At 69.1% G+C, this 22,162-nt stretch carries 24 protein-coding genes and 4 pseudogenes; 16 read left to right on the forward strand and 12 right to left on the reverse strand.

The genetic code is table 11. The features are described 5' to 3' along the window. Nucleotides 1–6: 6 nt before the first annotated feature. Nucleotides 7–696, reverse strand: coding sequence for a papain-like cysteine protease family protein (locus OG738_RS21390; RefSeq protein ID WP_329056169.1), 690 nt, complete (start codon nucleotides 694–696; stop codon nucleotides 7–9). A 109-nt stretch (nucleotides 697–805) separates the two neighbouring features. Between OG738_RS21390 and OG738_RS21395 the strand changes: the two genes are divergently transcribed. Then, nucleotides 806–967, forward strand: coding sequence for a hypothetical protein (locus OG738_RS21395; RefSeq protein ID WP_329056170.1), 162 nt, complete (start codon nucleotides 806–808; stop codon nucleotides 965–967). Here OG738_RS21395 and OG738_RS21400 read toward each other — a convergent pair. The 4 genes from OG738_RS21400 to OG738_RS21415 all read right to left on the reverse strand — a co-directional run bounded on the left by OG738_RS21400 (nucleotide 954) and on the right by OG738_RS21415 (nucleotide 3,257). Then, nucleotides 954–1,280 carry a hypothetical protein gene (locus tag OG738_RS21400; protein WP_329056171.1) on the reverse strand — a complete coding sequence of 109 codons (327 nt, stop codon included), beginning with the start codon at nucleotides 1,278–1,280 and terminating at the stop codon, nucleotides 954–956. The genes OG738_RS21395 and OG738_RS21400 overlap by 14 nt on opposite strands. Further along, nucleotides 1,267–1,404: a hypothetical protein gene (locus tag OG738_RS21405; RefSeq protein WP_329056172.1), complete on the reverse strand. Its 138-nt coding sequence runs from the start codon at nucleotides 1,402–1,404 to the stop codon at nucleotides 1,267–1,269. Before OG738_RS21405 ends, OG738_RS21400 begins: the two co-directional genes overlap by 14 nt. Nucleotides 1,405–1,653: 249 nt before the next feature. Further along, a complete protein-coding gene (locus tag OG738_RS21410; protein ID WP_329056173.1) occupies nucleotides 1,654–2,886 on the reverse strand; it encodes an NRAMP family divalent metal transporter in 1,233 nt (410 codons plus the stop codon). Beyond that, complete coding sequence (locus OG738_RS21415; RefSeq protein WP_329056174.1) at nucleotides 2,883–3,257, reverse strand: hypothetical protein; 375 nt, start codon at nucleotides 3,255–3,257, stop codon at nucleotides 2,883–2,885. The genes OG738_RS21410 and OG738_RS21415 overlap by 4 nt, the downstream gene beginning before the upstream one ends. Nucleotides 3,258–3,457: 200 nt before the next feature. Between OG738_RS21415 and OG738_RS21420 the strand changes: the two genes are divergently transcribed. Beyond that, entirely contained in the window at nucleotides 3,458–4,327 is an 870-nt protein-coding gene (locus OG738_RS21420) for a class II glutamine amidotransferase (protein WP_329056175.1), read from the forward strand. 73 nt (nucleotides 4,328–4,400) lie between these two features. Here OG738_RS21420 and OG738_RS21425 read toward each other — a convergent pair whose 3' ends face one another. Together OG738_RS21425 and OG738_RS21430 are read right to left on the reverse strand one after the other, a co-directional pair. After that, nucleotides 4,401–5,087, reverse strand: a complete 687-nt coding sequence (locus OG738_RS21425; protein WP_329056176.1) for an SDR family NAD(P)-dependent oxidoreductase — start codon at nucleotides 5,085–5,087, stop codon at nucleotides 4,401–4,403. A 234-nt stretch (nucleotides 5,088–5,321) separates the two neighbouring features. Then, the gene (locus OG738_RS21430) at nucleotides 5,322–5,930 is read right to left on the reverse strand and encodes a TetR/AcrR family transcriptional regulator (protein ID WP_329056177.1); all 609 of its coding nucleotides are present in this window, start codon (nucleotides 5,928–5,930) and stop codon (nucleotides 5,322–5,324) included. 135 nt (nucleotides 5,931–6,065) lie between these two features. Between OG738_RS21430 and OG738_RS21435 the strand changes: the two are divergent. Both OG738_RS21435 and OG738_RS21440 read left to right on the forward strand, forming a co-directional pair. Beyond that, nucleotides 6,066–6,170: pseudogene (locus tag OG738_RS21435) on the forward strand (DUF6098 family protein); the annotation flags it as partial. 73 nt (nucleotides 6,171–6,243) lie between these two features. Further along, complete coding sequence (locus OG738_RS21440; protein WP_329056178.1) at nucleotides 6,244–6,480, forward strand: DUF6098 family protein; 237 nt, start codon at nucleotides 6,244–6,246, stop codon at nucleotides 6,478–6,480. Nucleotides 6,481–6,484: 4 nt separating this feature from the next. Here the strand turns inward: OG738_RS21440 and OG738_RS21445 are convergent, their stop codons facing one another. Next, nucleotides 6,485–6,862, reverse strand: coding sequence for an STAS domain-containing protein (locus tag OG738_RS21445; protein WP_329056179.1), 378 nt, complete (start codon nucleotides 6,860–6,862; stop codon nucleotides 6,485–6,487). 10 nt (nucleotides 6,863–6,872) lie between these two features. Here OG738_RS21445 and OG738_RS21450 point away from each other — a divergent pair. Next, a pseudogene (locus OG738_RS21450) lies at nucleotides 6,873–7,664 on the forward strand (IS3 family transposase); the annotation flags it as partial. Nucleotides 7,665–7,728: 64 nt separating this feature from the next. Here OG738_RS21450 and OG738_RS21455 read toward each other — a convergent pair. The 3 genes and pseudogenes from OG738_RS21455 to OG738_RS21465 form a co-directional block, all read right to left on the reverse strand. Continuing rightward, nucleotides 7,729–7,941 (reverse strand): annotated as a pseudogene (locus OG738_RS21455) (phage tail sheath family protein); the annotation flags it as partial. 189 nt (nucleotides 7,942–8,130) lie between these two features. Beyond that, complete coding sequence (locus OG738_RS21460; RefSeq protein WP_329056180.1) at nucleotides 8,131–10,404, reverse strand: hypothetical protein; 2,274 nt, start codon at nucleotides 10,402–10,404, stop codon at nucleotides 8,131–8,133. A 46-nt stretch (nucleotides 10,405–10,450) separates the two neighbouring features. Further along, entirely contained in the window at nucleotides 10,451–11,485 is a 1,035-nt protein-coding gene (locus OG738_RS21465; RefSeq protein WP_329056181.1) for a hypothetical protein, read from the reverse strand. A 371-nt stretch (nucleotides 11,486–11,856) separates the two neighbouring features. Here OG738_RS21465 and OG738_RS21470 point away from each other — a divergent pair, with 371 nt between their 5' ends. Then, a complete protein-coding gene (locus OG738_RS21470) occupies nucleotides 11,857–12,330 on the forward strand; it encodes a hypothetical protein (protein WP_329056182.1) in 474 nt (157 codons plus the stop codon). Nucleotides 12,331–12,348: 18 nt separating this feature from the next. On the opposite strand, the pseudogene OG738_RS21475 reads toward OG738_RS21470, so the two are convergent. Then, a pseudogene (locus OG738_RS21475) lies at nucleotides 12,349–12,423 on the reverse strand. 478 nt (nucleotides 12,424–12,901) lie between these two features. Here OG738_RS21475 and OG738_RS21480 point away from each other — a divergent pair. The 10 genes from OG738_RS21480 to OG738_RS21520 all read left to right on the forward strand — a co-directional run bounded on the left by OG738_RS21480 (nucleotide 12,902) and on the right by OG738_RS21520 (nucleotide 22,160). Further along, nucleotides 12,902–14,446: a phage tail sheath family protein gene (locus OG738_RS21480; RefSeq protein ID WP_329056183.1), complete on the forward strand. Its 1,545-nt coding sequence runs from the start codon at nucleotides 12,902–12,904 to the stop codon at nucleotides 14,444–14,446. A gap of 10 nt (nucleotides 14,447–14,456) precedes the next feature. Then, nucleotides 14,457–14,894 carry a phage tail protein gene (locus OG738_RS21485; RefSeq protein ID WP_329056184.1) on the forward strand — a complete coding sequence of 146 codons (438 nt, stop codon included), beginning with the start codon at nucleotides 14,457–14,459 and terminating at the stop codon, nucleotides 14,892–14,894. Between the two features lie 25 nt (nucleotides 14,895–14,919). After that, nucleotides 14,920–15,387 carry a phage tail protein gene (locus tag OG738_RS21490; protein ID WP_329056185.1) on the forward strand — a complete coding sequence of 156 codons (468 nt, stop codon included), beginning with the start codon at nucleotides 14,920–14,922 and terminating at the stop codon, nucleotides 15,385–15,387. A gap of 35 nt (nucleotides 15,388–15,422) precedes the next feature. Next, nucleotides 15,423–15,851, forward strand: coding sequence for a phage tail assembly protein (locus tag OG738_RS21495; protein WP_442875949.1), 429 nt, complete (start codon nucleotides 15,423–15,425; stop codon nucleotides 15,849–15,851). A 17-nt stretch (nucleotides 15,852–15,868) separates the two neighbouring features. After that, nucleotides 15,869–16,033, forward strand: coding sequence for a DUF6760 family protein (locus OG738_RS44690; RefSeq protein WP_442875950.1), 165 nt, complete (start codon nucleotides 15,869–15,871; stop codon nucleotides 16,031–16,033). A gap of 271 nt (nucleotides 16,034–16,304) precedes the next feature. Further along, a complete protein-coding gene (locus tag OG738_RS21500; RefSeq protein WP_329056187.1) occupies nucleotides 16,305–18,299 on the forward strand; it encodes an eCIS core domain-containing protein in 1,995 nt (664 codons plus the stop codon). A gap of 13 nt (nucleotides 18,300–18,312) precedes the next feature. Further along, nucleotides 18,313–18,792, forward strand: a complete 480-nt coding sequence (locus OG738_RS21505; RefSeq protein ID WP_329056188.1) for a phage tail protein — start codon at nucleotides 18,313–18,315, stop codon at nucleotides 18,790–18,792. A gap of 4 nt (nucleotides 18,793–18,796) precedes the next feature. Then, on the forward strand, nucleotides 18,797–19,933 hold the full coding sequence (locus tag OG738_RS21510; RefSeq protein WP_329056189.1) for a phage tail protein: 1,137 nt from the start codon (nucleotides 18,797–18,799) through the stop codon (nucleotides 19,931–19,933). After that, nucleotides 19,930–21,744: a phage baseplate assembly protein V gene (locus OG738_RS21515; RefSeq protein WP_329056190.1), complete on the forward strand. Its 1,815-nt coding sequence runs from the start codon at nucleotides 19,930–19,932 to the stop codon at nucleotides 21,742–21,744. The genes OG738_RS21510 and OG738_RS21515 overlap by 4 nt, the downstream gene beginning before the upstream one ends. 11 nt (nucleotides 21,745–21,755) lie before the next feature. Beyond that, nucleotides 21,756–22,160, forward strand: coding sequence for a GPW/gp25 family protein (locus OG738_RS21520; protein ID WP_329056191.1), 405 nt, complete (start codon nucleotides 21,756–21,758; stop codon nucleotides 22,158–22,160). The last annotated feature ends 2 nt before the right edge of the window (nucleotides 22,161–22,162 follow it).

A 22,162-nucleotide genomic window follows, 5' to 3' on the forward strand; every position in this document is an offset into this window, starting at 1 on the left:
GCTACCTCACCGGCCGCCGGCGATGCCGACCACCGTGTCGCCCCAGGTGAAATCGCTGTTCTGCAGGTAGCTGTCGTAGGACTGGGTGCGGTAGCGCTGGTAGGTCGGCCACGGGTCGCCGACGTCCATCGACTGGTTGGACGCGTCGTAGCCGTAGATCACCTCGGCGTGGCCGCCGCCCGAAGTCCAGTAGATCCCGGTCAACGCCGGATCGCCGGCGTCGATCTGCCGAGTGATCGTCGAGTACGACACCGCGCCCCCGGCGCTCTCGGCGGAGAAGCCGGTGCCGTGGAATCCGTTGACGATTTCGTCGATCTGCGCCGCCTCGTTCGGACAGTATCCGGGAGTGGTTCCCTTGCCCGCCGCGCAGAAGTCCTCTTGCGAGGTCGACGCGCCGTGGAACTGCTCGATGCTCGCGCCGTCGGCGGCCCAGCACCACTCGTCGTTCTGCTGGACCTGCTGGCTGTAGTCCAGGCTGACCGCGGCCCTCGCGGCCCGGACGCCGGCCGTGCCCAGCTTGAAGTGGCTGTTGTCGGCGAGCGGGTGGGTCAGGATCAGGCCGTTCGGCACCGGAGCGGCATGGCCGTCCATCGTCGCCGCGCCGGCTGCCGGGCACAGGGCCAGCGTGACCGTCGTGACGGCCACGCCGCACGTGAGCGCCATTCCCATCAGTTTCTTGTCGAGCGCGATGACCATGGATTTCTCCTTTGCGGCCAAAAGGGGGGAATCGATTTCAGGCGGGAAACCGTGTCCACCACCTTGCGACGCCGGGAAATCGCCAACAACCGACCAAGGTCGGTAAACGATGGGTAAAACAATCGTCCGATTGTCAGCAAAAGGCCAGGTCAGTGCGCTACTGGACGACCGTGGGCAAGCCGATGTTATGGCAGCTGTTATGGGCAAGCCGGCGCAGGTCGCCTATGCGGCACCCGAGTTCCGGCCCGGCTGCACCATCATGGTCGGCTGAGCGGGGCCAGTTCGGCGTAGGGCCGACGTACCCGGACTTCGGGGCCGGACAGGTCGATGTCTTCCCAATCGACGTAGCGGCTGTGCCGATGCAGCCAGCGGATGAGTGCGACCAGCGGCGCGGGACCGCGCTGGTCGTGACGCTGCAACCCGAACAGCCGTACCCGGCTTCGCCCGACGACCACGCCGCGCACGACGAGTTCGGGCAGTCCGTTGCTGTCCGGCGTCGCTTCGGCGCGGATGCCGCGAACGGCTCCGAGGTCGCGGCCGGTCGCGTCGCGGGCGGGCCGGCCGATCAGGTCACCGGCCCGCATTTCCGGCTCCCGGGATCCGGTCGATGATCTTGCGCCGCAGCCAGTCTTCGGACGGACTGCCGGTGGCGTGGGCGACGGCGGTGGTCACGACGATGGTGGGTTTCGCCCGGCGGACGGTGTTCATCGGGATCCGTTGCGGTGCGCCGGCGCGGAATCCGTGGCCGAGCCGGTGCAGCAGCCTGCCGACCGGGGCGCCGATGCGGTCGGCCAGTGCGCCGGGGCCGACCAGTAGTGCGTCGACGACTTACGTTCCGTCTCGTTCCCGGAGTTCGAGGTCGTCGACCTTGCCGACGACGGTGCCGTCCTCGCCGGTAATCTGCCGGTCGAGCAGCGAGTCGGCGAGCTCGATCGGGTGGGCGTCGTCCCAAGGGGTTCATTGGCCGACTCCGGTGAAGATCATCAGCGGGATCGCCGCGAGTGCGGCGACGGCGATGACGACGAGCATGCCGATGCCGAGGATGTTGCTGAAGTGGCGGTTGGCTTGCTCGCCGAGGTACTCGCGGTCGTTGGCGACGATGAGGACCGGCAGGTAGGTCAGCGGCAGCGTGACGGCGGAGAAGATCAGGGAAACCTCGGTCAGCTCGACCGGGTCGATCCCGGTCTGCACCACGAGCACCGCGAGCAGCAGGCCGGCACCCACCGTGACGTGGAACCGGGCGGCGTTGCGGGGCCGGCGGCGCTTGCCCCAGTCCCAGCCGAAGTACTGCGCCAGCATGTACCCGGACGACAGCCCGGTCTCCAGCGCCGCGCCGAAAGTGGCGGCGAAGATGCCGATCAGGACGATCACCAGCCCCGCGGTCCCCAGCGCGAGTGTCACCGGCAGCACGATCTGGCTGACCTGACTGACGTCGACCCCGGCCGGGAACAAGACCACCGCGGCGCAGGCCATCACGGCCAGCGCCAGCAGGCCGCCGAGCGGGAAGCCGAGCAGCACGTTGGCGCGCTGCACGGGAAGGTCCTTGACGGTCCAGCCTTCTTCGACGCCACCGGAGGAAAAGAAGAACACCTCGTACGGTGTCATCGCGGACGCGAACAGCGCCACCGCGTGGTAGGCGTAGGTCGGCAACGCCTGGTCCGGCGGCGGCGCGAACCCGGCGATCTGCGCGCCGAGGGAGGACCAGTCGGGGTGCAGGAAGAACACCGCGACGGCGAACACCCCGATCGCGAGGCCGGCGAGGCCGAAGCCGGTTTCCATCTTCAGGAAGCCGACCTTCCAGACCACCAGCCAAATGAGCACGCCGATCGGCAGCACCCAGACCAGCCGGTCCACCCCGGAGGCGAGCTCGATGGTGATCGCGACGCCGCCGATCTCCGCGCTCACCGTCAGCAGCGTGGTCAAGAACGATCCGACGAGGTTCAGCAGCGCCATGCGCGGCCCGAGGCGTTCGCGGATCAGATCGAACACCGGGCGCCCGGACACCGCGACGACCCGCCCGGACATGTCGGCGTAGACGCAGATGCCGAGCACGCCGAGCACAGTCACCCAGACCAGGGCCATCCCGTAGCGCGCGCCGACGACGCCGCTCTCGACCAGGTCGCCGATGTCGACGAACCCGCCGACGGCGGTGAGGATGCCGAGGGTGATGGCGAGGAACTTCTTGTTCACGACGTCACGCCCCAGCGGGCGAGCTCGCCGACGATGCCCCGCAGCTGGGCGTCGATCCGGTCGAGGCCGGCGTCGGTGCCGTCGCCGAGGCCGTCGTCGAGCTGGTGGGCCAGCCCGACGGCGCGGTCGGTGATCGACGCCAGCGCCGCACGAGCGCGGTCGTCGGTCAGCGCGCCGACGTCTTTCCCGGCGGAGCCGAGCTCGTCGGCGGCGTCGCGCACGGTGACCGAAAGGCTGGGCACGGGTGGCACGGAGTCGCGGTCGGCGGTGACGACGAGCCGCAGGAGTTCGATCTGGCCGCGGATCTCCCGGCCGGCGTGCACGGTTTCCGCCTCCGGGCTCGCGCCGCAGCCCGCGGCAACCGTGACCATCCCGATGATTGCGACCGCCGTGCGAAATCGGGCTGTTCGCGGCGGCCGGACGAGTTCACTCAGCGCAGGTATCCGCGCCGCGGACGCCCTAATCCCGCCGCGATGTCCACCGTGGACATAGGCACTGGGTTACCGAGTTTGCCCGATCCGGCGGAGGGTAGTCGTGATCCGAGTCCCCGCCGATCGAGAAGGAGACGTTCGTGTGCCGTCTGTTCGGGCTTTCCGCCGCGCCACACCGCGTTCACGCGACCTTCTGGCTGCTGGAGGCTCCGGACAGCCTCGCCGAGCAGAGCCGCCGCGAACCTGACGGGACGGGTCTGGGCACGTTCGACGCCGACGGCACTCCCCGAGTCCGCAAGCAGCCACTGGCCGCCTACGAAGACGAGGACTTCGCCCGGGAAGCCAAGCAGTGCGACTCCACGACCTTCCTGGCGCACATCCGTTACGCGTCCACCGGGGGCGTCGACCCGCGCAACACCCATCCGTTCAGCCAGGACGGGCGGCTGTTCGCCCACAACGGCGTGCTCGGCGACCTGCACCTGCTGGAAGAGGAGCTGGGCGAGTACCGCGAGCTGGTGTCCGGGGACACCGATTCGGAGCGGTTTTTCGCTCTGGTCACCAAGTACGTCGACGCCCGCGGCGGTGACGTCGGCGCCGGCCTCACCGCCGCCGCGCGGTGGGCTGCCGAGCACCTGCCGATCTACGCCCTCAACGTCATCGTCACCACACCCGGCGAGCTGTGGGCACTGCGCTATCCCGACACCCACGATTTGTACGTCCTGCATCGCGCGCCCGGCGGCCCCCACGGCGACCGGCACCTCGAACACGCCAGTGCCGCCGGACGTATCCGGGCGCGCTCCGGTCAGCTGGCCGATCACCCGGCCGTCGTCGTGGCCAGCGAGCGCATGGACGAAGACCCCGGCTGGCGCAATCTCGAACCCGGGCAGCTGCTGCACGTCGACGGCGACCTGGTCGCGACCCGCCGGCAGATCCTCGACCGGCCACCACGGCAGGCACTGCGGCTGGAAGACCTCGGCGGCCGGGCCGCCGCTTCGCAAACCGGCAAGTAGAACGATGGTGGCGGGCCGCCCGAGGTGAGACCAGGATTCACGTCGCCGTGGACAGGCGCGGCTCGGCGAACGCCTACCAGGGCAGCTCCCCGTTTTCGTCCTGGAAGGTGCCGGTGGGGCCGTCCGCGCCGAGGGTGGCCAGCCGCACGACAGTCCGGGCGCTCTCTTCCGGGGAGCGCCCGATGCCGAAGGCCGCGGTCAGGTCGGTGGCGGTGGTGCCGGGCTCGACGGCGTTGAACCTGATGTCCGGGTGGGCCTTGGCGTACTGGACGGTCAGCATGGTGGCCGCGGCCTTGGAGGCGGAGTAGAGGGCCAGCGGCAGCTGGTATTCCGGCCGGTCGGGGTTGTTCACCGCCCAGAAGGATCCGGCGCTGCTGGAAACCGTGACCACGGTGGGGTCGGGCGATTTGCGCAGCCAGGGGAGTGCGGCTTCGGTGACGCGCACGATCCCGACGGCGTTGGTGTCGAATGCGCGCAGGGCGGTGGGGCCGTCGAGCGCTTCGCCGGCGAGGATGCCGGCGTTGTGCACCAAGACGTCGAGCCGGCCTTCGGCCGCACCGACTGCGGCCAGCGCGTCGCGTACCGAGGCGTCGTCGGTCACGTCGAGTTGCACGAATCGCGCGCCGAGGTCGGCGGCGGCCTTCGCGCCTCGCTCGACGTCACGGGCGCCGAGGTAGACGTCGTGTCCGTGCGCCAGGAGTTGTTTCGCGGTCTCGAACCCGATGCCCTTGTTGGCTCCGGTGATCAGGGTGACGGTCATGGGTCTCTCCTTCAGGCGGTCAGCTGCCGGCGCAGTTCGCCGGCGTCGTGCAGGGCGGTCATCTGGCTGAACCGTCCATTGTGGACCTGGTAGCCGACGTGCCGGTGTTGGTCAGGCGGGCGGCAGCCGGTCGCCGTCGGACATGGCGCCCCAATCTCGTCGAGTTTCGCACCGATCGATGCATAATCCGACTGTAGCAGATTCCGCATCGACCGATGCGAAATATGGGCAGGGTTACGTGAGCGGCCAGCCGCGCAGGGCGGCGTCGGCCATCTGCTGGAGTTCCTCGCGGCCGACACCTCCGGCGGCCTGCACGGCGATGCCATAGCCCAGTGCGGTGACGTACCGGGCGAGCACGGCGGGGTCGGCGTCGGACGGCAGGTCGCCGTCGTCGACGGCTCGCTCGAACCGGGCGCGCAGGGCGGAGTAGCCGTCGTCACGCCAGCTGACGAGCAGGTCACGAGCCGCCCGGCTGGAGTCGCCGGTGGCCAGGGCGCCCTGGACGCCCAGGCACCCGTGCGGTCCGGAGGGCTGGGTGGTCGTCCGGATCGTGCCCGCGACGAGTGCGGTGACGACTTCCAGCGCGGTGGGCTTTTCCAGGGCGCGGGCGAAATAGGCGCTCGGCCCTTCGGTGTAGCGCTCCAGGGCCTTGCGGAACAGCTCTTCCTTGTTGCCGAAGGTCGCGTACATGCTGGTGGTCGAGATGCCCATCGCGTCGGTCAGGGTGGCCAGGCTGGCTCCCTCGTAGCCGTGCTCCCAGAACACCAGCAGCGCGCGCTCGAGCGCCTCGTCGGGATCGAACCCCCGCGGCCGCCCGGCGGGACGGGGCTGTTTGGTAGCCACTTCCGCAGTCTAGCCGTTCCGCAGCGATCGATACAGAACGGTTAAGCCCGTCCGGAAGGGGTAGGTCCGTGCCGGGTGGTGATGACGAACGTGTCCGACGGAGCGAATCTGCCCACGCTGAAGGATCTGGACGACATGGTCGGCCTGTTCGAAGCCGAGGGCGGTGAAGATCTCTACGTGCGGTGGTCGCGGGGACCGGACGTCGACTTGGGCGATGGGCTCGATCAGGCCAGCCGGGACGGGCTGACCGGCATCCGGCTGCCCGGCTTGTCCGCCAACTCGCTGAAGCGGGAGCCGTGGTGGCGGCCGGTCCGTGCGGTTGTGGCTCGCCCGTCGTCTCTACGACTACCAGCACCTGCGGGACCTTCGCGGTCCGGACGTTCGCCCGTGGGTCCTCCGCGGCCGGCTGATCGCGCGCGGGCCGGACAACGAGCCGCTGGTGCGGTGCGAGCGTCCGCTGGCGTGGGTCGCCGACGAGGTGTTGCACGAGGCTCGCAAGCTCGTCGACGAGCAGGGATCGGGCGAGTGGGGACCGATGGACCGGCGCTGACGGCTCAACGCACAACTGTGGACAAGTGGCTGACGATGTTGAGCCAGTCCAGTGCGTCCGGCAAGCGACGGTGGAGCGGCAAACTCAGGCCCAGTGCCCGGACCGGGCGGACCACCGCGCTGTGGTCGGCGACGATCGCGATGTGCACGCCGGTGGCGCGGCCGCGGGCGACTGCGCGCAGCAGTGCGCGAAGGGCGCTGGCCGCGCAGAACGACGTGCCGGTGAGGTCGATGATCAGGGCCACCGGGCCGAGGTGGAGTTCCTCGTCGACGCGGGCCGAGAACCGGCCGACGGTGGCGGTGTCCAGTTCGCCGGCCACGGTCAGCAGGGTGTGCTCGGCGGTCGCGGTGATCGTCAGGTTCAGCGGTGGCGGGCTGGGCACGCGAGCCTCCTGGTCCCGGCAGGCCTACTACCAGTGGCGATCGTCCCCGGTCTCACAACGGGACTACGACGACGCGCACCTGATCAACGCCGCGCTCGAGATCCACGCCGACGACCCGGCCGACGGATACCGGTTCATCGCCGACGAACTCGCCCGGCGGAGTTTCACCGCCTCGGAGAACCGGGTGTGGCGGATCTGCTCGATGCAACAGATCTTCTCGCTGCACGCCAAGAAGAAAGGACGTACCCGCAAGGCCGGCCCGCCGGTGCACGACGACCTGGTCCGCCGGGACTTCACCGCCGGTGCGCCGAATACCAAGTTGCTGACCGATATCACCGAGCATCCCACCGGTGAGGGCAAGCTGTACTTGTGTGCGATCAAGGACTGCTACTCCAACAAGATCGTCGGATACTCCATCGCCTCGCACATGAGAGCCTCACTCGCGGTCGCGGCGCTGCGCAACGCGATCGCGTTGCGCGACCCGCTCGGCGTCGTCGTGCACTCCGACAGGGGCGCCCAGTTCCGATCGGCGAGCTACCGGCGATTGCTGCGCAATCACGGGCTGACCGGTTCGATGGGCCGGGTCGGCGCGTGCGGTGACAACGCCGCCATGGAGTCGTTCTTTTCCTTGCTGCAGAAGAACATTCTCGACACCCGGCGATGGTCGACCCGCGAAGAACTCCGCTTGGCCATCGTGTCCTGGATCGAGACGAAATACCACCGCAAACGCCGCCAACGCGCCCTGGGCAAGCTCACCCCGGTCGAGTTTGAGACCATCTACACGACCGCAGCAGCGGTCTGAGAAACAGTCAGCTCCGGTGTCAATCGAAGTCTGGGCAGACCCCTGTCCGTCAAACCGGGTCAGCCCCATACATCGAGTGCGCGAGGTAGCTGCCGTCGAGGAAACCGCCGAACGTCTGGCTGAACCGGTTCCAGTTGGTCACCAGCACCGGCTCGTCCACCGGGCCGCGCTCGGCGAACCCGACGAACGCGGCCACCGCGGTGCCGACACCCTCGATCGGCTTCGACCCCGACGCCACCTCCTTGGCGTAGACGCCAGGTGACAGGTAATTCGCCATCCCAGTCCTCCCAAGGTTTTTCCTGCGTCAACTGTGGCCCGTTACGCGCCGCAACCGCAGAGGCGGGCGGTCCATCCATAGCGCAGCGAGTTGTCCGGATTCTTGTACCGTCGTCCGTTGCCCTCCCATGCACAGCACGGCGGTGGCCACGGGAACTCCCGTGACCACCGCCGTTGTTGCCGCGCGCGGTCAGCCCGCGCGGTAGAAGTCGCCGATGAGCATCAGCTTGGCGAACTCGTCCACCTGGTTACCCAGCTGGAACATCCGGCCATTCGGCCCCTTGGGCGTGTCCAGCCGGTGCGCCCACAGCGTCTTACCGCTGCTGTGCGGGTCGAAGGCGAGGAACTGCCACCCGTAGTCCGGGATGTTGACCTTGTACCACATGCCCTCGGTCTTGGCGCCGCCGACCTTCACGTACTTACGGGACACGGTGTAGTCCGGCCAGTTCGTGACGAACGAGTCGGGATCGACCCTACTCGCCTGCCACGTCTTGAGGACGGGGTCGTAGCGGCCCCATACCTCGACCCCTTCGAAGTCCAGCGACACGTAGTACGACTTGTTCTTGCCGGTCAGGACGCTGCGGGCCGCGTTGGTGCGTTTGACCTTGCGCGCCCCCACGCGGGTTGGCAGATCCGTGGCGCCCTCGATCGCCTTGGGTGGCTCGCCCTGGACGGCTTGGCCGAACAGCATGCCGGCCGGGACCTGGCTCATCTCGACGCCGTCCAGGATGCCGGCTAGCTGCCCGCCGTTGAGCACCTCGGCGGGCGGCACGCTGATGAACTTGAGGACCTGGCGCATGACCGGCGGCATGACCAGCCGGATAATCATGCTCTCCAGCGCGAGCAGGTTGAACTGCCAGCTCGCGCTGGTGCCCTCCGCGAACGACCCTGGGTCATAGGAGGTGCCGAGCACATCGGTCACGGTCTGCGGGTCGACGGCCCCGTCCACGAGTTGCCTGACCGTGGTCAGCAGCTCGCTCGCCGGTTCCTCGGCGGTCTTGCCCTTGTTGACCGCGCCCTTCGCCGGTTTGTGCAGGCCCTCGCTGACGGCGTTGCGCACCGCGTTCTCGACGCCGCTGTAGGCCTTCTTGTACAGGTCCTGCGCACTGGCCCAGAAGGACTCGCGCTGACCTTCGGTCTTCAGCGGCATGATCTTCTTGCCTTGCTTCTCAAGCTCCTCGACGGCCTTGTCCATCCGCGTCTTGAGCACCTCGCCGACCGCCGAACTGACGGCACCGGCAACGATGTCCCACACCTGCATGACCAACTCGGCCGCGCCCGGCGCCACCAGCAGCGACCCGGACAGGGTGAGGCCGAGGCTGTTGATCAGGATCTCCAGCGCCGCCTTCTGGTTGGCCTGCAACCTCGCCGACAACAGCGTCGGGTCGTTGTCGAAGCCCTGCAGCACATCGCCGAACGTCTGAGTGAGGCCGAGTTCCTTGCGCTTCTTGTACACGTCGGCTGCGGTGGCCGAGGTGGCGATGATGCTGCTGGCCAAGGACGCCAGCCGGACGAAGAACCCGGAGACGTTCGTCTTCTTCAGCAGCGACCCGGTGAGCCCGATCCCGGTGTCCGCGGCCTTCTTGAGCCCCTCGATGTCCTTGACGTTCGCGCTGGTGCCGAAGACGTAGGCGTTGATCGCCTCGGTGGTCACCTCGACGGTGAGCTTGTTGAGCGCGGACTCGATGGACCGCTGCAGCGTCTCCAGGTTCGGGAAGTACTTGTCGGTCAGCTCGTAGGTGCGGTTGACCAGGGCGCGCCGCTCCTGGTCGCGCCCGTCGCCCTCGCGGGCGTGACGCAGGCCGAACGCGATGTCCTTGGCCAGCTTGTCCAGGTGCGGCAGATAGGCGGCCAGCTGCTTGGAGAGCGCGGTGAGGTCGTTGGTGTCGCCGACGAACTTCAGCCCGCCCGCCTTGACGATGCCCTTGACGAACTCGTACTGCCGGATGGTCTCGATCTGCTCGATCACCTTCCGCAGGATCTCCCTGCGCGTCGGAATCTCCTTGACCATCTTGTCGAGGCCGTCCTGGATGACCTCGACCTTGTCGATCAGCGCCTGCCCGCTGAGGCTGTTGTAGACCTCGATGACCTTCTTCCGCATGAGCAGCTCGGCCTCGGCATCGGGGAGTCGCTTCAGCTGGTCCTTTTCCAGCTTGGCCATGTCTTCTTCGGACATGTTCAGCTGCTTGCGGCGTACGTCCTTCTGCAGCCGCTCCTTCACGACCGGCACCAACCGTCCGCGTACCCGGTCCTTGAAGTGCTTGTTGAGCGCGGTGTTCTTGTCCTTAAGGCCGAGCGCCGCGCCCATCAGCTTTTCCAGCGAGTCGAAGTTCTTGTCAAGGGCGAGGTCCTCCACGGCCGTGCTGAACTTGTCGAGGGCGTGGTCGAGCTGCTGCCGGTCCTTCTCGGCTGCGGTGACCTTGACCTGTCCCGATCCTTGTGGCCTGTTCTCCGTCGACGTCACGGCAGTTGCGCCTTTCTTGCTGATAGCGGCTGGGGTTCGGTGGTGCTCAGGCTGTGGCGGGGATGACGCCCACGGTCTCGACCACGTGCTCGATCTCCTCGTCGTCCAGGTCCATGACCGCGTCCAGTGCCGGGCTCGCGGCAATGCTGTCCGCGGCCTCGGTCAGCACGCGCTGCACGACCTCCTGGATCTGCGGGTAGTCCGCGATGATCCGGTCGATATCGGCGTCGGTCAGCTCGGCTTCCTCGTCGAACAGCTCATCGGGCAGGTCCTCGGTTGACGGCGGCGGCGGCAGTTCGATCTCGACGTTGTCCAGGACGCTCACCATGACCGGCGCCTCGGCCGGTTCGCTCGATGCGGCCGTGGGCGCCATCGGCTCGGCGGCCGGTGCCGCTGCCGCCGGGGCCGCCGCCTGCGCGACCATGGTGTTCTGGTCGACCCAGGTGTCGTCGCGGCGGTTGGAGCGGGCGAACTTCCAGGTGCTGCCGTCCAAGCGGCGCCACCAGCCGGCGTAGGCGCGCCACGCCGGGTCGGGGTCGGCGGCGAGTTCGGTCGCGTCGGCGTACACCGTAGGCTGCGCGGTTTCGGCCTGGGGCTGCGCCGGCTGTGCCGGTGCCTGCCCCGCCTGCGCGACCATCGTGTTCTGGTCGACCCAGGTGTCGTCGCGGCGGTTGGAGCGGGCGAACTTCCAGGTGCTGCCGTCCAAGCGGCGCCACCAGCCGGCATAGGCCTGCCACGCCGGGTCGGCGTCGCCGGCCAGATCGGTCGCGTCGGCGTAGACGCCGGTGTCCTTCGCGGTCTCCTGGGTGGCTGCGGTCGGACCGGCCCCGTCACCCGACGCGACCCCGCTGAACAGCCGGGTCAGCTCGGCGAGCTTCTCGTCCGGGGTCGCCAGGTCCAGCGCCTGGTCCACCTTGTCCCTGCCGCCGGAGTCCATCCGCTGGTAGGTGCGGTAAAGCAGGTCGCCTTCGTCGGACCGCCACGAGTCGGTGCCGAACGCCGCGGTCAGCGTCTGGACGGCTCCGCTCTCGTCGGCCAGCCAGCCGATGTCGTCCCAGAAGTCTTCCTGGTCGTTGTACATGGTGCAATACCCCAATTCTTCAGCCAGCCCGCAAGCACGACTGATGCTCGTCAGGTGTGAAATGGCCGGTCGCGGCCGGCAGCTGTGGGTGCAGGCCCATCGTCGGCCACCACCGCCCCAACCACGACGCCTCGCGGTACAAGAACAAGGGCAACGTCGTACCCGTTCAGGCAAGCCCGGCCACCATCACCCGACGGGTGCCTGCCGAGGGCTCCGTGCGGAGTCCACTGTGGACCGCTGTCGCCGGGGGCCGATCTTCTGGGATGCTGGCGGCCTCGACGTTGCACGGAGGTGGCCGGTGGGTGGGTGGTTCGCGACCTGGGCGCGCTGGCTGCTGGCCAAGGGGCGTCGCATTCTGGTGCTCACCGTGGGTGCGCTGGGTGGTGCTCGGCGTGATCATCGAAGTGCTCGCCGACCGCTCGTCGAGCTACCAGATCGTCGGCGCGGTCGGCATCGGGGCGCTGCTGTTCCTCGCCCTCGGCGTGCGGTTGCTGTGGGAGCTGCACAAGGCGCCGGTCAATCAGCGCGGCCGCGGGCAGCTGGCAACCGGGCTGGTGCTGATCGTGCTGGCCGCCGCGGTGGTGGTGCCGCGGGTGGTGCGCGGGCTGCCGGCACCCGCGGCACCCGCCGCGCCTGCCGCGGTCGCGCGGTCGGCGTTACCCGGCACGACCACGTCGACCAGCCGGCCCGCACCAGTGCCGACCGGTGTGCCGGTGTCCGGCGACGGGACTGCCCGCAGCACGACCCCGGAAATCCCGCACTGCCGGCCGTCGACGTCAAGGTCGTCTATTGGTGCAAGGGCGGCGTGCGCGCCCGCGACGGCCGGCCAGCCGCCCGCCTGTTGACGTTGCCCATGTTTTGTGTGCCCACGGCAGGATTCGAACCTGCGACACCTGCCTCCGGCAGGGTGGTCGGCAGCGGTACCTGACTCGGTCGGCTTCCCCATGAGATCTCACTCGCGGTCGCAGCGCTGCGCAACGCGATCGCACTCCGTAGCCCGCTGGCCGTCATCGATCACTCCGACAGGGCCCAGCCGGAGCCGTTGGCGGACCTGCTGGCCGATCTCGAGGACGACCCCGACCTGGAGCCGGAGACCGCCGAGGCGATCGAGCAGCGGCTGGCCGCCGGCGCCCGGTGGTCGGCTCGGTCCGCGAAGGGCCGGGTGCGGGCGCCGGCGAGGGTGAGGCCGTACTTGGCGAACACCGCGGGTTTGTCGGACGCGGCGTCCACTTCTGCGGGGCAGGAACGAGGACACGGCGTTTCTCGTCCAGGCACGCGGTCCGGGCAACGGGCGCTGCCCGGAGGTTCCTTCCCGTCCGGGCAGCGGGGTGCACGATGGATGGGCCGCCGGCTTCTGCACGGCAGCGGGGGCGCCCAGCCACAGTGGACGCCATCGAAACCCCTCGGGAGGCCGCGATGCCCAACTACCTGTCGCCTGGCGTCTACACCGAAGAGGTGTCCTCCGGCTCGAAGCCGATCGAGGGCGTGGGCACCGCGGTCGCCGGGTTCGTCGGGTTCGCCGAGCGGGGACCGGTCGACGAGCCGGTGCTGGTCACCAACTGGACGCAGTTCACCCAGACGTTCGGCGGCTTCGTCGACGGCGGTTACCTCGCGCACTCAGTGTATGGCTTCTTCCTGAACGGAGGCGGCGCGGCCTACGTGGTCCGCATCGGCGGGGACGGCGACGCCTCGGCGGAGGGCAACGGACAGCCGCGGCTGGAGGCCGGGCGCTCCGCCGCCGCAGAGCTCGCCGGCACCGGTGGGCGGCCGTTGATCGTGCGGGCCCGTGAGCCCGGGCCGGCCGGCAACAAGGTGGTCGTCGACGTGCAGGACGCCTCCGAGCCGGGGGAGGACACCTTCAAGCTCGTGGTGCGCGCGCACGGGGTGGAGGAGGTCTACGACAACGTCACCGTGCGGCGCGGGCCGGCCAACGTGGCCACCGCCGTCCGCCAGTCCCAGTTGATCACCATCGAGGAGACGAAGGGGGGTGCGCTGGCGGTGCCGGCGAAGGGCGCCGCGGTGACGCTCAGCGGCGGCGAGGCGGCCGAGCCAATGCGCGTCGGCCCCAACGACTACGTGGGCGACGCCGGGGACCGCACCGGATTCGCCGGACTCGAGGCGATCGACGACATCACCATGCTGTGCGTGCCCGACCTGATGAGCGCCTACCAGCGCGGCATCCTCGACGCCGAAGGGGTCAAGGCGGTGCAGCTGGCCATGATCGCGCACTGCGAGCTGATGTCGGACCGGGTGGCCATCCTGGACCCGCTGCCGGACCTGAAGCCGCAGCGGCTCAAGGACTGGCGGATGAACGAAGCCGGCTACGACTCCAAGTACGCCACGCTGTACTGGCCGTGGCTGACCATCATGGGGCACGACGGACGGCCGATGGCGGTGCCGCCGTGCGGGCACGTGGCCGGTGTGTGGGCCCGCAACGACGACACCCGGGGGGTGCACAAGGCCCCCGCCAACGAGGTGCTGCGCGGGGTGATCGACCTGCCGTCCGGGCTGACCCGCCGGGAGCACGACACGCTGAACCCGGTCGGTGTCAACTGCATCCGGTCGTTCCCGGGCCAGGGCATCCGGATCTGGGGCGCGCGCACGCTGTCCAGCGATCCGGAATGGCGGTACCTGAATGTGCGGCGGTTGTTCAACTACGTCGAGAAGTCGATTCTCAGCGGCACGAACTGGGTGGTCTTCGAACCGAACGACCAATACCTGTGGAGTGCGGTCAACCGGACGATCAACATGTTCCTGCGCCGGGTGTGGCGCAGCGGCGCGCTGTTCGGCGACACTCCCGAGCAGGCGTTCTATGTCAAGTGCGACGCGGAGAACAACCCGCCGGAGAACCGGGACGCCGGCGTGCTCACCGTGGACATCGGCATCGCTCCGGTGAAACCGGCCGAGTTCGTGGTGTTCCGGCTGTCCCAGTATTCCGAGGGCACCGCGCTGCAGGAGTGAAGGCTGTGCGATGGCAGAGCAGTACGTCAGTGCCGCGCGGTTCGTGATCACCTGCGAAGGCTGGGCGGTCGGGCTGGGATTCTCCGAGATGTCGGGGTTCAACTCGACCGTCGAGCATCAGGAGTATTCCTACAACGGCAGGATCGGAAACGTCCACACCAAACAGTTCGGTCGGCCGAAACCGCCGTCCGTCACATTGAAAAGAGCGTTGGACGCGGCTGGGTTCGGCCAGCTGTTCGCATGGCACGCACTGGCCAGAGCGAACAGTCCACTGGCGAAGGTGCCGGCCACCTTCACCATCATGGACGCCGCCGGCACGGTCACCGCCAACGTGCTCCTGGAAAACGCCTGGTGCGCGAAGTTGGAGCTTGATCCGGCGACCGCCGGCTCGTCCAACGTGGTGATGATGAAGACGACGATCGAATGCGATGCGGTCTTGCTGATTTGAGCGCCGCTGAAAGGATGGGTTTCCCATGACGTCCGCGACCACCCAGGCGCAGGTGATCTCCGCCGCCAGGTTCTACCTGAGCTTCACCAATCTCGGCACGATCGCGTTCTCCGAATTGCAGGGCATCACGTCGAAGGTGGGCTCACAGGAGTACATCTACAATGACGACAAGGGCAACACCGTCCACACCAAGCAGTTCGGCAAGACCGAGCCGCCGACGGTCACCCTCAAGCGCGGTCTGGACGCGGCCGGCAACGCCAAGCTGATGGCCTGGCACGCGCTGGCGCGCAGCGGCGATTCCACCGCCCGCGGTGACGGCACACTGACCATCATGGACGCCCAGGGGAAGGGACAGATCGTTTACACCCTGCACCACGCCTGGTGCTCGGAACTCGTGGTCAGCGGCATGAAGGCCGGTGACTCGGCAGTGGCCACCATCGAGTGCAAGGTCACTTGCGAGAGCATCGCGGTCAACCCGCCGGCCACCAGCTGATCGCTCGGCTCCTCAACGGAAGGGTTGCCACGCCGATGTTTCCCGTCGATACCTCGTTTGCCACGACACCGGAGCCGATGACCACCGGCGCCGGTCTGCGTACCGAGTTCCCGTTCGTGCTGCCCCGCGGCTTCGTCGACGAGCACGGTCGCGTGCACCGCGAGGGTGCCATGCGGCTGTCCACGGCACGGGACGAGATCAGCACGCAGATCGATCCGCGGGTACGGCAGAACCCCGCGTACCTGACGGTCCTGCTGCTGGAACGCACGATGGTCCGGCTGGGCAGTCTGCCGGTGGTGGATGCTCTGGTGATCGAGGGGTTGTTCTCCTCGGATCTGGCTTTCCTTCAGGACCTGTACCGGCGGATCAACCAGGAAGGTCACACCGAGGCCGAGGTCGCCTGCCCGGCCTGCGGCCACGAGTTCGCGGTGGACATCGCCGGTGATGGCCTGGGGGAATCCTGACGTACGGGCTCCCCCGGCTGTGGGAGGAGATCACGTACCTCGCTTACTACCTGCACTGGTCGTTCGGTGAGCTGGCCGACCTCGACCACCACTCCCGCACCCGGGTGATCACCGAAGTTGGCCGGGTCAACGAGCAGCTCAACGCCGGTGACAGCCCGCCGGCCAGATCCGACCCAACCTAGTGGAGGCGCGATGTGGTGGCCGTTCCGGAGGCGACACGGGCGACAGCCGACAGCCGGTGGCCGGCTGCCCGCCGCTCGGCCGGCGCGTCATTGGCGGGTGCTGCCGCCTCTTCGGCTGACGCTGGACAATCGGGCATCTGCGCTGGTGCCGCTGTTCACGCTGCCGCGGGTGGCCGGAACCCGGCGGCTGGTCCTCGACCAGCCACCTTTGCTGCATCGGCGAAACCGCCGGGCACTGCCGCCTCGTGTCGCGCCCGGCCGGGTGTCCGGAGTGGTCACTGTGCGATCGGAGGCACCGATCGAGTCACCCGGGTCGTTCGTGGTGACCGAGCCGGCCGAGCCGTCGGCCGAATCGGTGCGTGCGGTCTGGTCGGTCGGCGGACAGGTCGCGGAAGCCATCACCACCGCGCCGGACGAGCCCGACGCGGTCGAAGACTTTCCCGTGCCGGCGCAGCCGCGGCTGCTGCCCACGCTGCCCGTATCCGTGCCGGTCGCGCCGCTCACCGAGGCGAGCCCGGAGTATGTGTCCGAGCCGGTCGAGCCACAGACGCCGTTCCGGGGGGTCACCGAGTTCGACCGGCTGGCCGCGCAGTACGAGCAGCTCGACGTAGCCGCGGCGATGAGCCTGCTGGGGGGCGGTTTGGGCGACCTCGGCGGCCTGAGCGGCGGGTTGGCCTCGGTGGCCGAGCCCGCGCCGGTGCCGACGGCCGAGCCACCCACCGAGACGGCCGGGCGACCGGCGCACCGGCGGCCGAACCTGGCCGAGAGCCGACGGCGCGGAATCAACGTGGCGAGCATCGAATCGGATGAGCCCTACGCGTCCGACGTAGATGATGCGCCGGTGCCGCCGGCCGCCGCTGCGCCACCTGAACCGATGCTGCTCGCGCCGGCACCCGCCCCCGCGGCGGTGGCGCCCGAGCCGGTGTGGCGCCGGGAAACCCCGCCGGCCGGGCCGGGTCCGGCCGAACCCACGGAGTCGCCGACCACGGCGGTATCGAGCGCGGTGGCAGCGGCCGAGGCGCCGAGCATGCTCGGTCCCGATTCCACGGCGTTTCCCCGAGTATCCGTCCCGCCGGAACCCGACCCGTCTGAAGCCTCCGCCGCACCCGACGTCAAGCTGCCCCGAGGCGTCCCGGCACAACCGCGAACCACGCTGGCGCCGCTGTGGCCCCGGCCGGCACACCGCCGAACCGCGCCCGCTTCGGTACCACCGCGCACCCCGGAACCGACCGGCGACGGCAGCACGGAAAGCGCCATCGCGGAGCGCGTGGCGGACGCGTCGGACGTCTCGGCGGAACCGTCCACCACGGAAGAGCCAGCGCCTCGGGCGCCAATCCCCGAGCCGCCGGCGCCGGCCGGGCCGGTGTACCGGGCGGTACTCGACGAGCGGATGGCACCACCGCCACCAGCCGACAGCACCGCCCTGCCGGACACGGTGATCGTGCCGGTGCCGGGCGAGCTGGTCACGTTGTTCTCCCGCGAGCTCGGGGTGGACGTCAGCTCGGTGCCGGTACACCGCGGTCGAGCCGTCGCGGCACGGGCGCGGCAGCTGGATGCGCGGGCCTACGCCCAGGCCGGCCAGGTATTCCTTCCGCACCACGCCGGCGACGTGGCCGAGCCACCGGTGCGCGCGCTGCTCGCCCACGAACTCACCCACGCGGTCCAGCAGCGGATCCTCGGCGACACCCAGCCCACGCCGGAGTCTGCCGAGGGGCGGGAGCTGGAAGCCGCGGCGGGCCTTGTCGAACACTGGGTGGCCGGAAGCGGCCCGCGCCCGCCGGCCCTGCTGCACCGCAACGCTTCGAGCAGGCTGGACCCGGGGCGCCCGGACCCGGGACGGCCGCCCGGCTCGATCGTCCAGTCCGCCGAGGCGGCTGTCGCCGTACCGGCGGAACCGCCGCCGGCCGAGCCACCAGCGCCGGCCGGGGCGCTCGCCCCCGTCTCCTGGTCGTGGGAGACGGGGTTCACTGGGGGGCCACCGGCCGGCGGCCCCCCGCCGGTGCCGGGTGGACTGGCGCCCGGTGGACTGCTGCCGGGTGGCCCGATGCCGGCGACCGAGCCGGACACGGCGGTGGCGACGGCCTTCGAGCAGCTCGCCGATCTGCGTGCCTCGGTGATCGAGCTGCGCAACCGGGAGCCGGAACCGCGCCCGGTGATCGACCTCAATGACCTCGCCAGCCGACTCTACCAGCACATCCGGTCCCGGCTGCGCGCGGAACTGATCATCGACCGGGAACGCGCGGGAATGCTGGCGGATCTGCGATGAGAGGAGTTCGGACATGGTAGAGGTGGGCAAACTCAACGCCAAGCTGTCGGAGTTCCTCTTCGACCAGGTGGCCATGACGCACCGGTTCGTGGTGCAGATCGACATGGACGAGTACGACCTCGGGACCTGGACCAAGGTGGCCGGGCTGCAGGTCACCTGGAGCAAGCACAAGTACCGCCCGGGGGACAACAACGACGAGCTGATCTTTCCTGGCGACGTCGAGTATCCGACGATCAAGCTCAGCCGCGCGGCCAGCTCCAAGTCGGCCACCGTGCAGAAATGGCTGAAGCGGACGTCACGCAGTCACACGGTGCTCAGTGGTGGCATCCACATGCTCGACTATCTCGGCATTCCGGTGATCACCTGGGAGCTCAAGCGGTTTTTTCCCGTAGGCTGGTCCATTTCGGACTTCGACTCGACCAGTGGCAAACCGGCGATCGAGACGCTGGAGCTGGCCCACACCGGGTTCCTGGACGACGAGGCAGGGTTGTGACGCCATGACGATTCCGAACGTTCTGCAGGCGCCGATGGGCGCGCTCGGCGCGGCTGGCATGCGCAAGTCTGTGCCTGGCAACGCCTCGGCCTCCGGGGCACCGCGTTATGGCATGACCATGTGGTTCAAGGTGGTGGTCACCGACCCGGAGGGCGGCACCAGCCACCTCGGGCTCTGGTCGGGCTGCACGGGGCTGGCCGTCAACCTGGAGACCGAACAGGTGTGGGCGGGCGGGCAGAACCTGTCGCCCTATCTGACCCCCAAGCAGATCAGCTACCCGAACGTGACCCTGGAACGGGCGATGGACGACAAGTCCGCCGCCCAGGTCCGCAAATGGCTCAACTACGTCGCCAGCAGGTGGATCAGCGGCGACGAGGGCGGTGCGGGCATGATCAGGAGCCGGCCCGGGGGCAGTCCCGGCGGCCGGTCGTTCCAGGGAACCACGGTGACCATCTTCCTGTTCTCGGCGCTGGTGCCCGGAGGCAAGGCCGGGCCGGCCGGGGGCACCGAGCGCGAAGTGGCCAAGTGGGAACTCCGCGAAGCGATCCCAGTGTCTTGGGCGGGACCGGCACTGTCGGCAGGGGGCGGTGGTGTGGCGACCGAAAAGCTGGTCCTCATGCACCGCGGTTTCCTCGGCACCGCCGCCGCCGGAGCCAAGCTGAGGGGTCTGAACGGGCAGCACCAAGGGCAGCTCACTCTCGGTTACGAGGGCGAGGAACTCAAGTTCCAGTACAACCCGAAAGAGGTCGGCGAGGAGCGGACCACCCGCATCGGCAACGAGAAAGAAGGCCAGACCCTCACCATCAGCGGCGAGGAGCTGATCTACGACCGCAAGAAGCTGACTCTGTCGGCGCTGCAGATCGAGGGAGTGACCGCCGTCAAGGACGGCTGCCAGAAGCTGTGGGGTTGGACCGACCTCGACTACCGCAAGGACAGGAAGGGCGAGCCCAAGCGGGTGGGGCTGCGGATGGGCTCGGGCGCCGGCCTGGTGTTCGACGAGGAAGTCGTGATCAAGACGGCCAAGGTGTCGTACTGCCGGTTCACCGCGTCCGGGGTGCCGTCCCGGGCGATGGTCACGCTCACCTTGATCGTGGTGGAGACGATCGTGGCGGAGCCGCAAACCCCAGCGGGTAAGCGATGACCACGGAGTCCCCCTACTACCGCCTTGACGACCGGACCCGGGTGATCCCGCAGGTGCGGGCCGGTGGCCGACCGCTGTCCCAGGAACTGGCCGACCGGATCCAGCGGGTCATCGTCGACACCCACCAACTCCGGCCGGACATGTTCGAAATCACCTTTCTGGACCGGGACCTGACCGTGGCCCGTTCGTCCGGACTGTCTATCGGCACCGCGGTCAGCGTCAGCTCGGGGTCGGCGACCAGCGGCAGCCAGACCGAGCTGATCACCGGTGAGGTCACCGCGATCGAGGGCTCCTACGGCCGGGTAAACCGCACGATCGTGCGCGGCTACACCAAGGACCACCGACTGCAACGGTCCCGGCGCAACCGGTCCTTCCCCAACCTCAAGGACTCCGACGTGGTTCGGGACATCGCCCGGGAGTACGGCCTGCCGCTCGGCACCATCCACCCGACCCGGACCGTGCACGCCCACATCGGACAGGTGAGCCAAACGGACTGGGAGTTCCTGCGCGGCCGGGCCGACGCGCTCGGCTTCGACATGGGCATCGTGGATGGCAAGTTCTGCTTCACCAAGCCCGTCGACGTGCGCCGCGAGGAGCAACCGCTGGCCCTGGAGTTCCCGTTCGGCCTACGGGTGTTCCGGCCCCGGATCACGGCCGGCAACCTGGCGCCCACCACCGAGGTACGGGTATGGGATCCGGCAGCCCGGCAGGCCAAGACGACCTCGGTACCCACCAGGACCGCCTCGGTGCAGGTGCCCGGCGCGGACCCGGGCACGCTCACCAAGCCGTTCCAGCTGCCACCCACTCAGAAACAGTCCGCCAACCCGGCCCTGGGCGAGCTGGGACCGGCACCCAAGCCCAACGCGTTTGCGGTGACCACTGTCCCACCGGGCACCGGGAGCGGGATCGACGCCGCGGCCCGGGAGGCCGTGGCCGGTACGGCCGAGCGGCTGGCCAGCACGGTCGCCGAGGCGGACGGCGAGGCGGTCGGCGACCCGCAACTGCGGGCCGGGACGGTACTCGAGGTCAGCGGGGTCGGCCCGGCCTTCAACGGCCGCTGGCTGGTCACCCGTGCGGTGCACACCTACGACGTGGACGGCTACGTCACCGCGTTCGAGGTCAGTGGCCGGCACGAGCGGTCCATCCTGGGGCTGGCCTCCGGCGCCCGGCAGACCCCGCCGCAGATCATCCCCGGCGTGGTGTGCGGAGTGGTCAGCAACATCGGCGATCCCGACGGCCTGAACCGGGTGCAGGTGGTGCTGCCCTGGCTGTCGCCGTTGTTCGTCACCGACTGGGCGCCGGTCGCGCTGGCCGGCGCGAGTCCCGCCGCGGCCGCCTTGTTCCTGCCCGAAGTGGGCGACGAGGTGCTGGTCGGGTTCGAGTTCGGCGACCCGCGCCGCCCGTATGTCCTGGGTGGCCTGCTGCACATGAAGAGCAAGCCGGACCTGGGCGGCAAGCCGGTGCTGACCCAGGGCAGCACGTCCACTGTGGCGTGGCGAGGGCTGGTGTCCCCCAACGGGAACCGGCTGGCCTTCCACGACGAACGGACCCCGGGAGCCAAGCCGACGCCGACCAAGGGGGAGATCGTGCTGGGCACCCAGCGCGGGGACGTGGCGCTGATCATCGACCAGGTTGCCGGCACGGTCACGGTGAAGTGCAAGGACGGCGGCAAGATCGACATCCAGGCCGGCAAGGGTGGTGTGGTCAACATCGGCGGCGGCGCGCAGCTGAACCTGACCGCGCAGGCCTCGATCAAGATCGAGAGCCGCGGACCGGTGGAAATCAAGGGAAATCCCATCAAGCTCAACTAACGGGAGTGACGATGTCGACCGAGACGATCGGTGCGGGTTGGGGGTTCCCGCTCGGGTACACCCCGAGCGGCGGCTTCGACCTGGCTCGTGGCCCCCGCAAGCTGGAGCAGTCGATGCGGCTGATCCTGACCACCTACCCCGGTGAGCGGCTGATGCGTCCGGACTTCGGTTCCCGGCTGCGCGACTACGTCTTCGCCACGGTCTCACTGGACACTGCGACCGAGCTGTCCGGGGAAGTGCGCCGAGCGCTCACCCGCTGGGAGCCGCGCGCGGAGATCACCGACGTGGTCACCCTGCCCGATCCGGACGAGCCCAGCCTGCTCTACATCGACATCCGCTACCGGCTGGTGGACACCGGCGACGAGCGGAGTCTGGTGTTCCCGTTCTACACCGTGCCCGACAGCGAGGCTGAGTAGCG

This window comes from Amycolatopsis sp. NBC_01488, from assembly GCF_036227105.1.
GTDB lineage: Bacteria > Actinomycetota > Actinomycetes > Mycobacteriales > Pseudonocardiaceae > Amycolatopsis.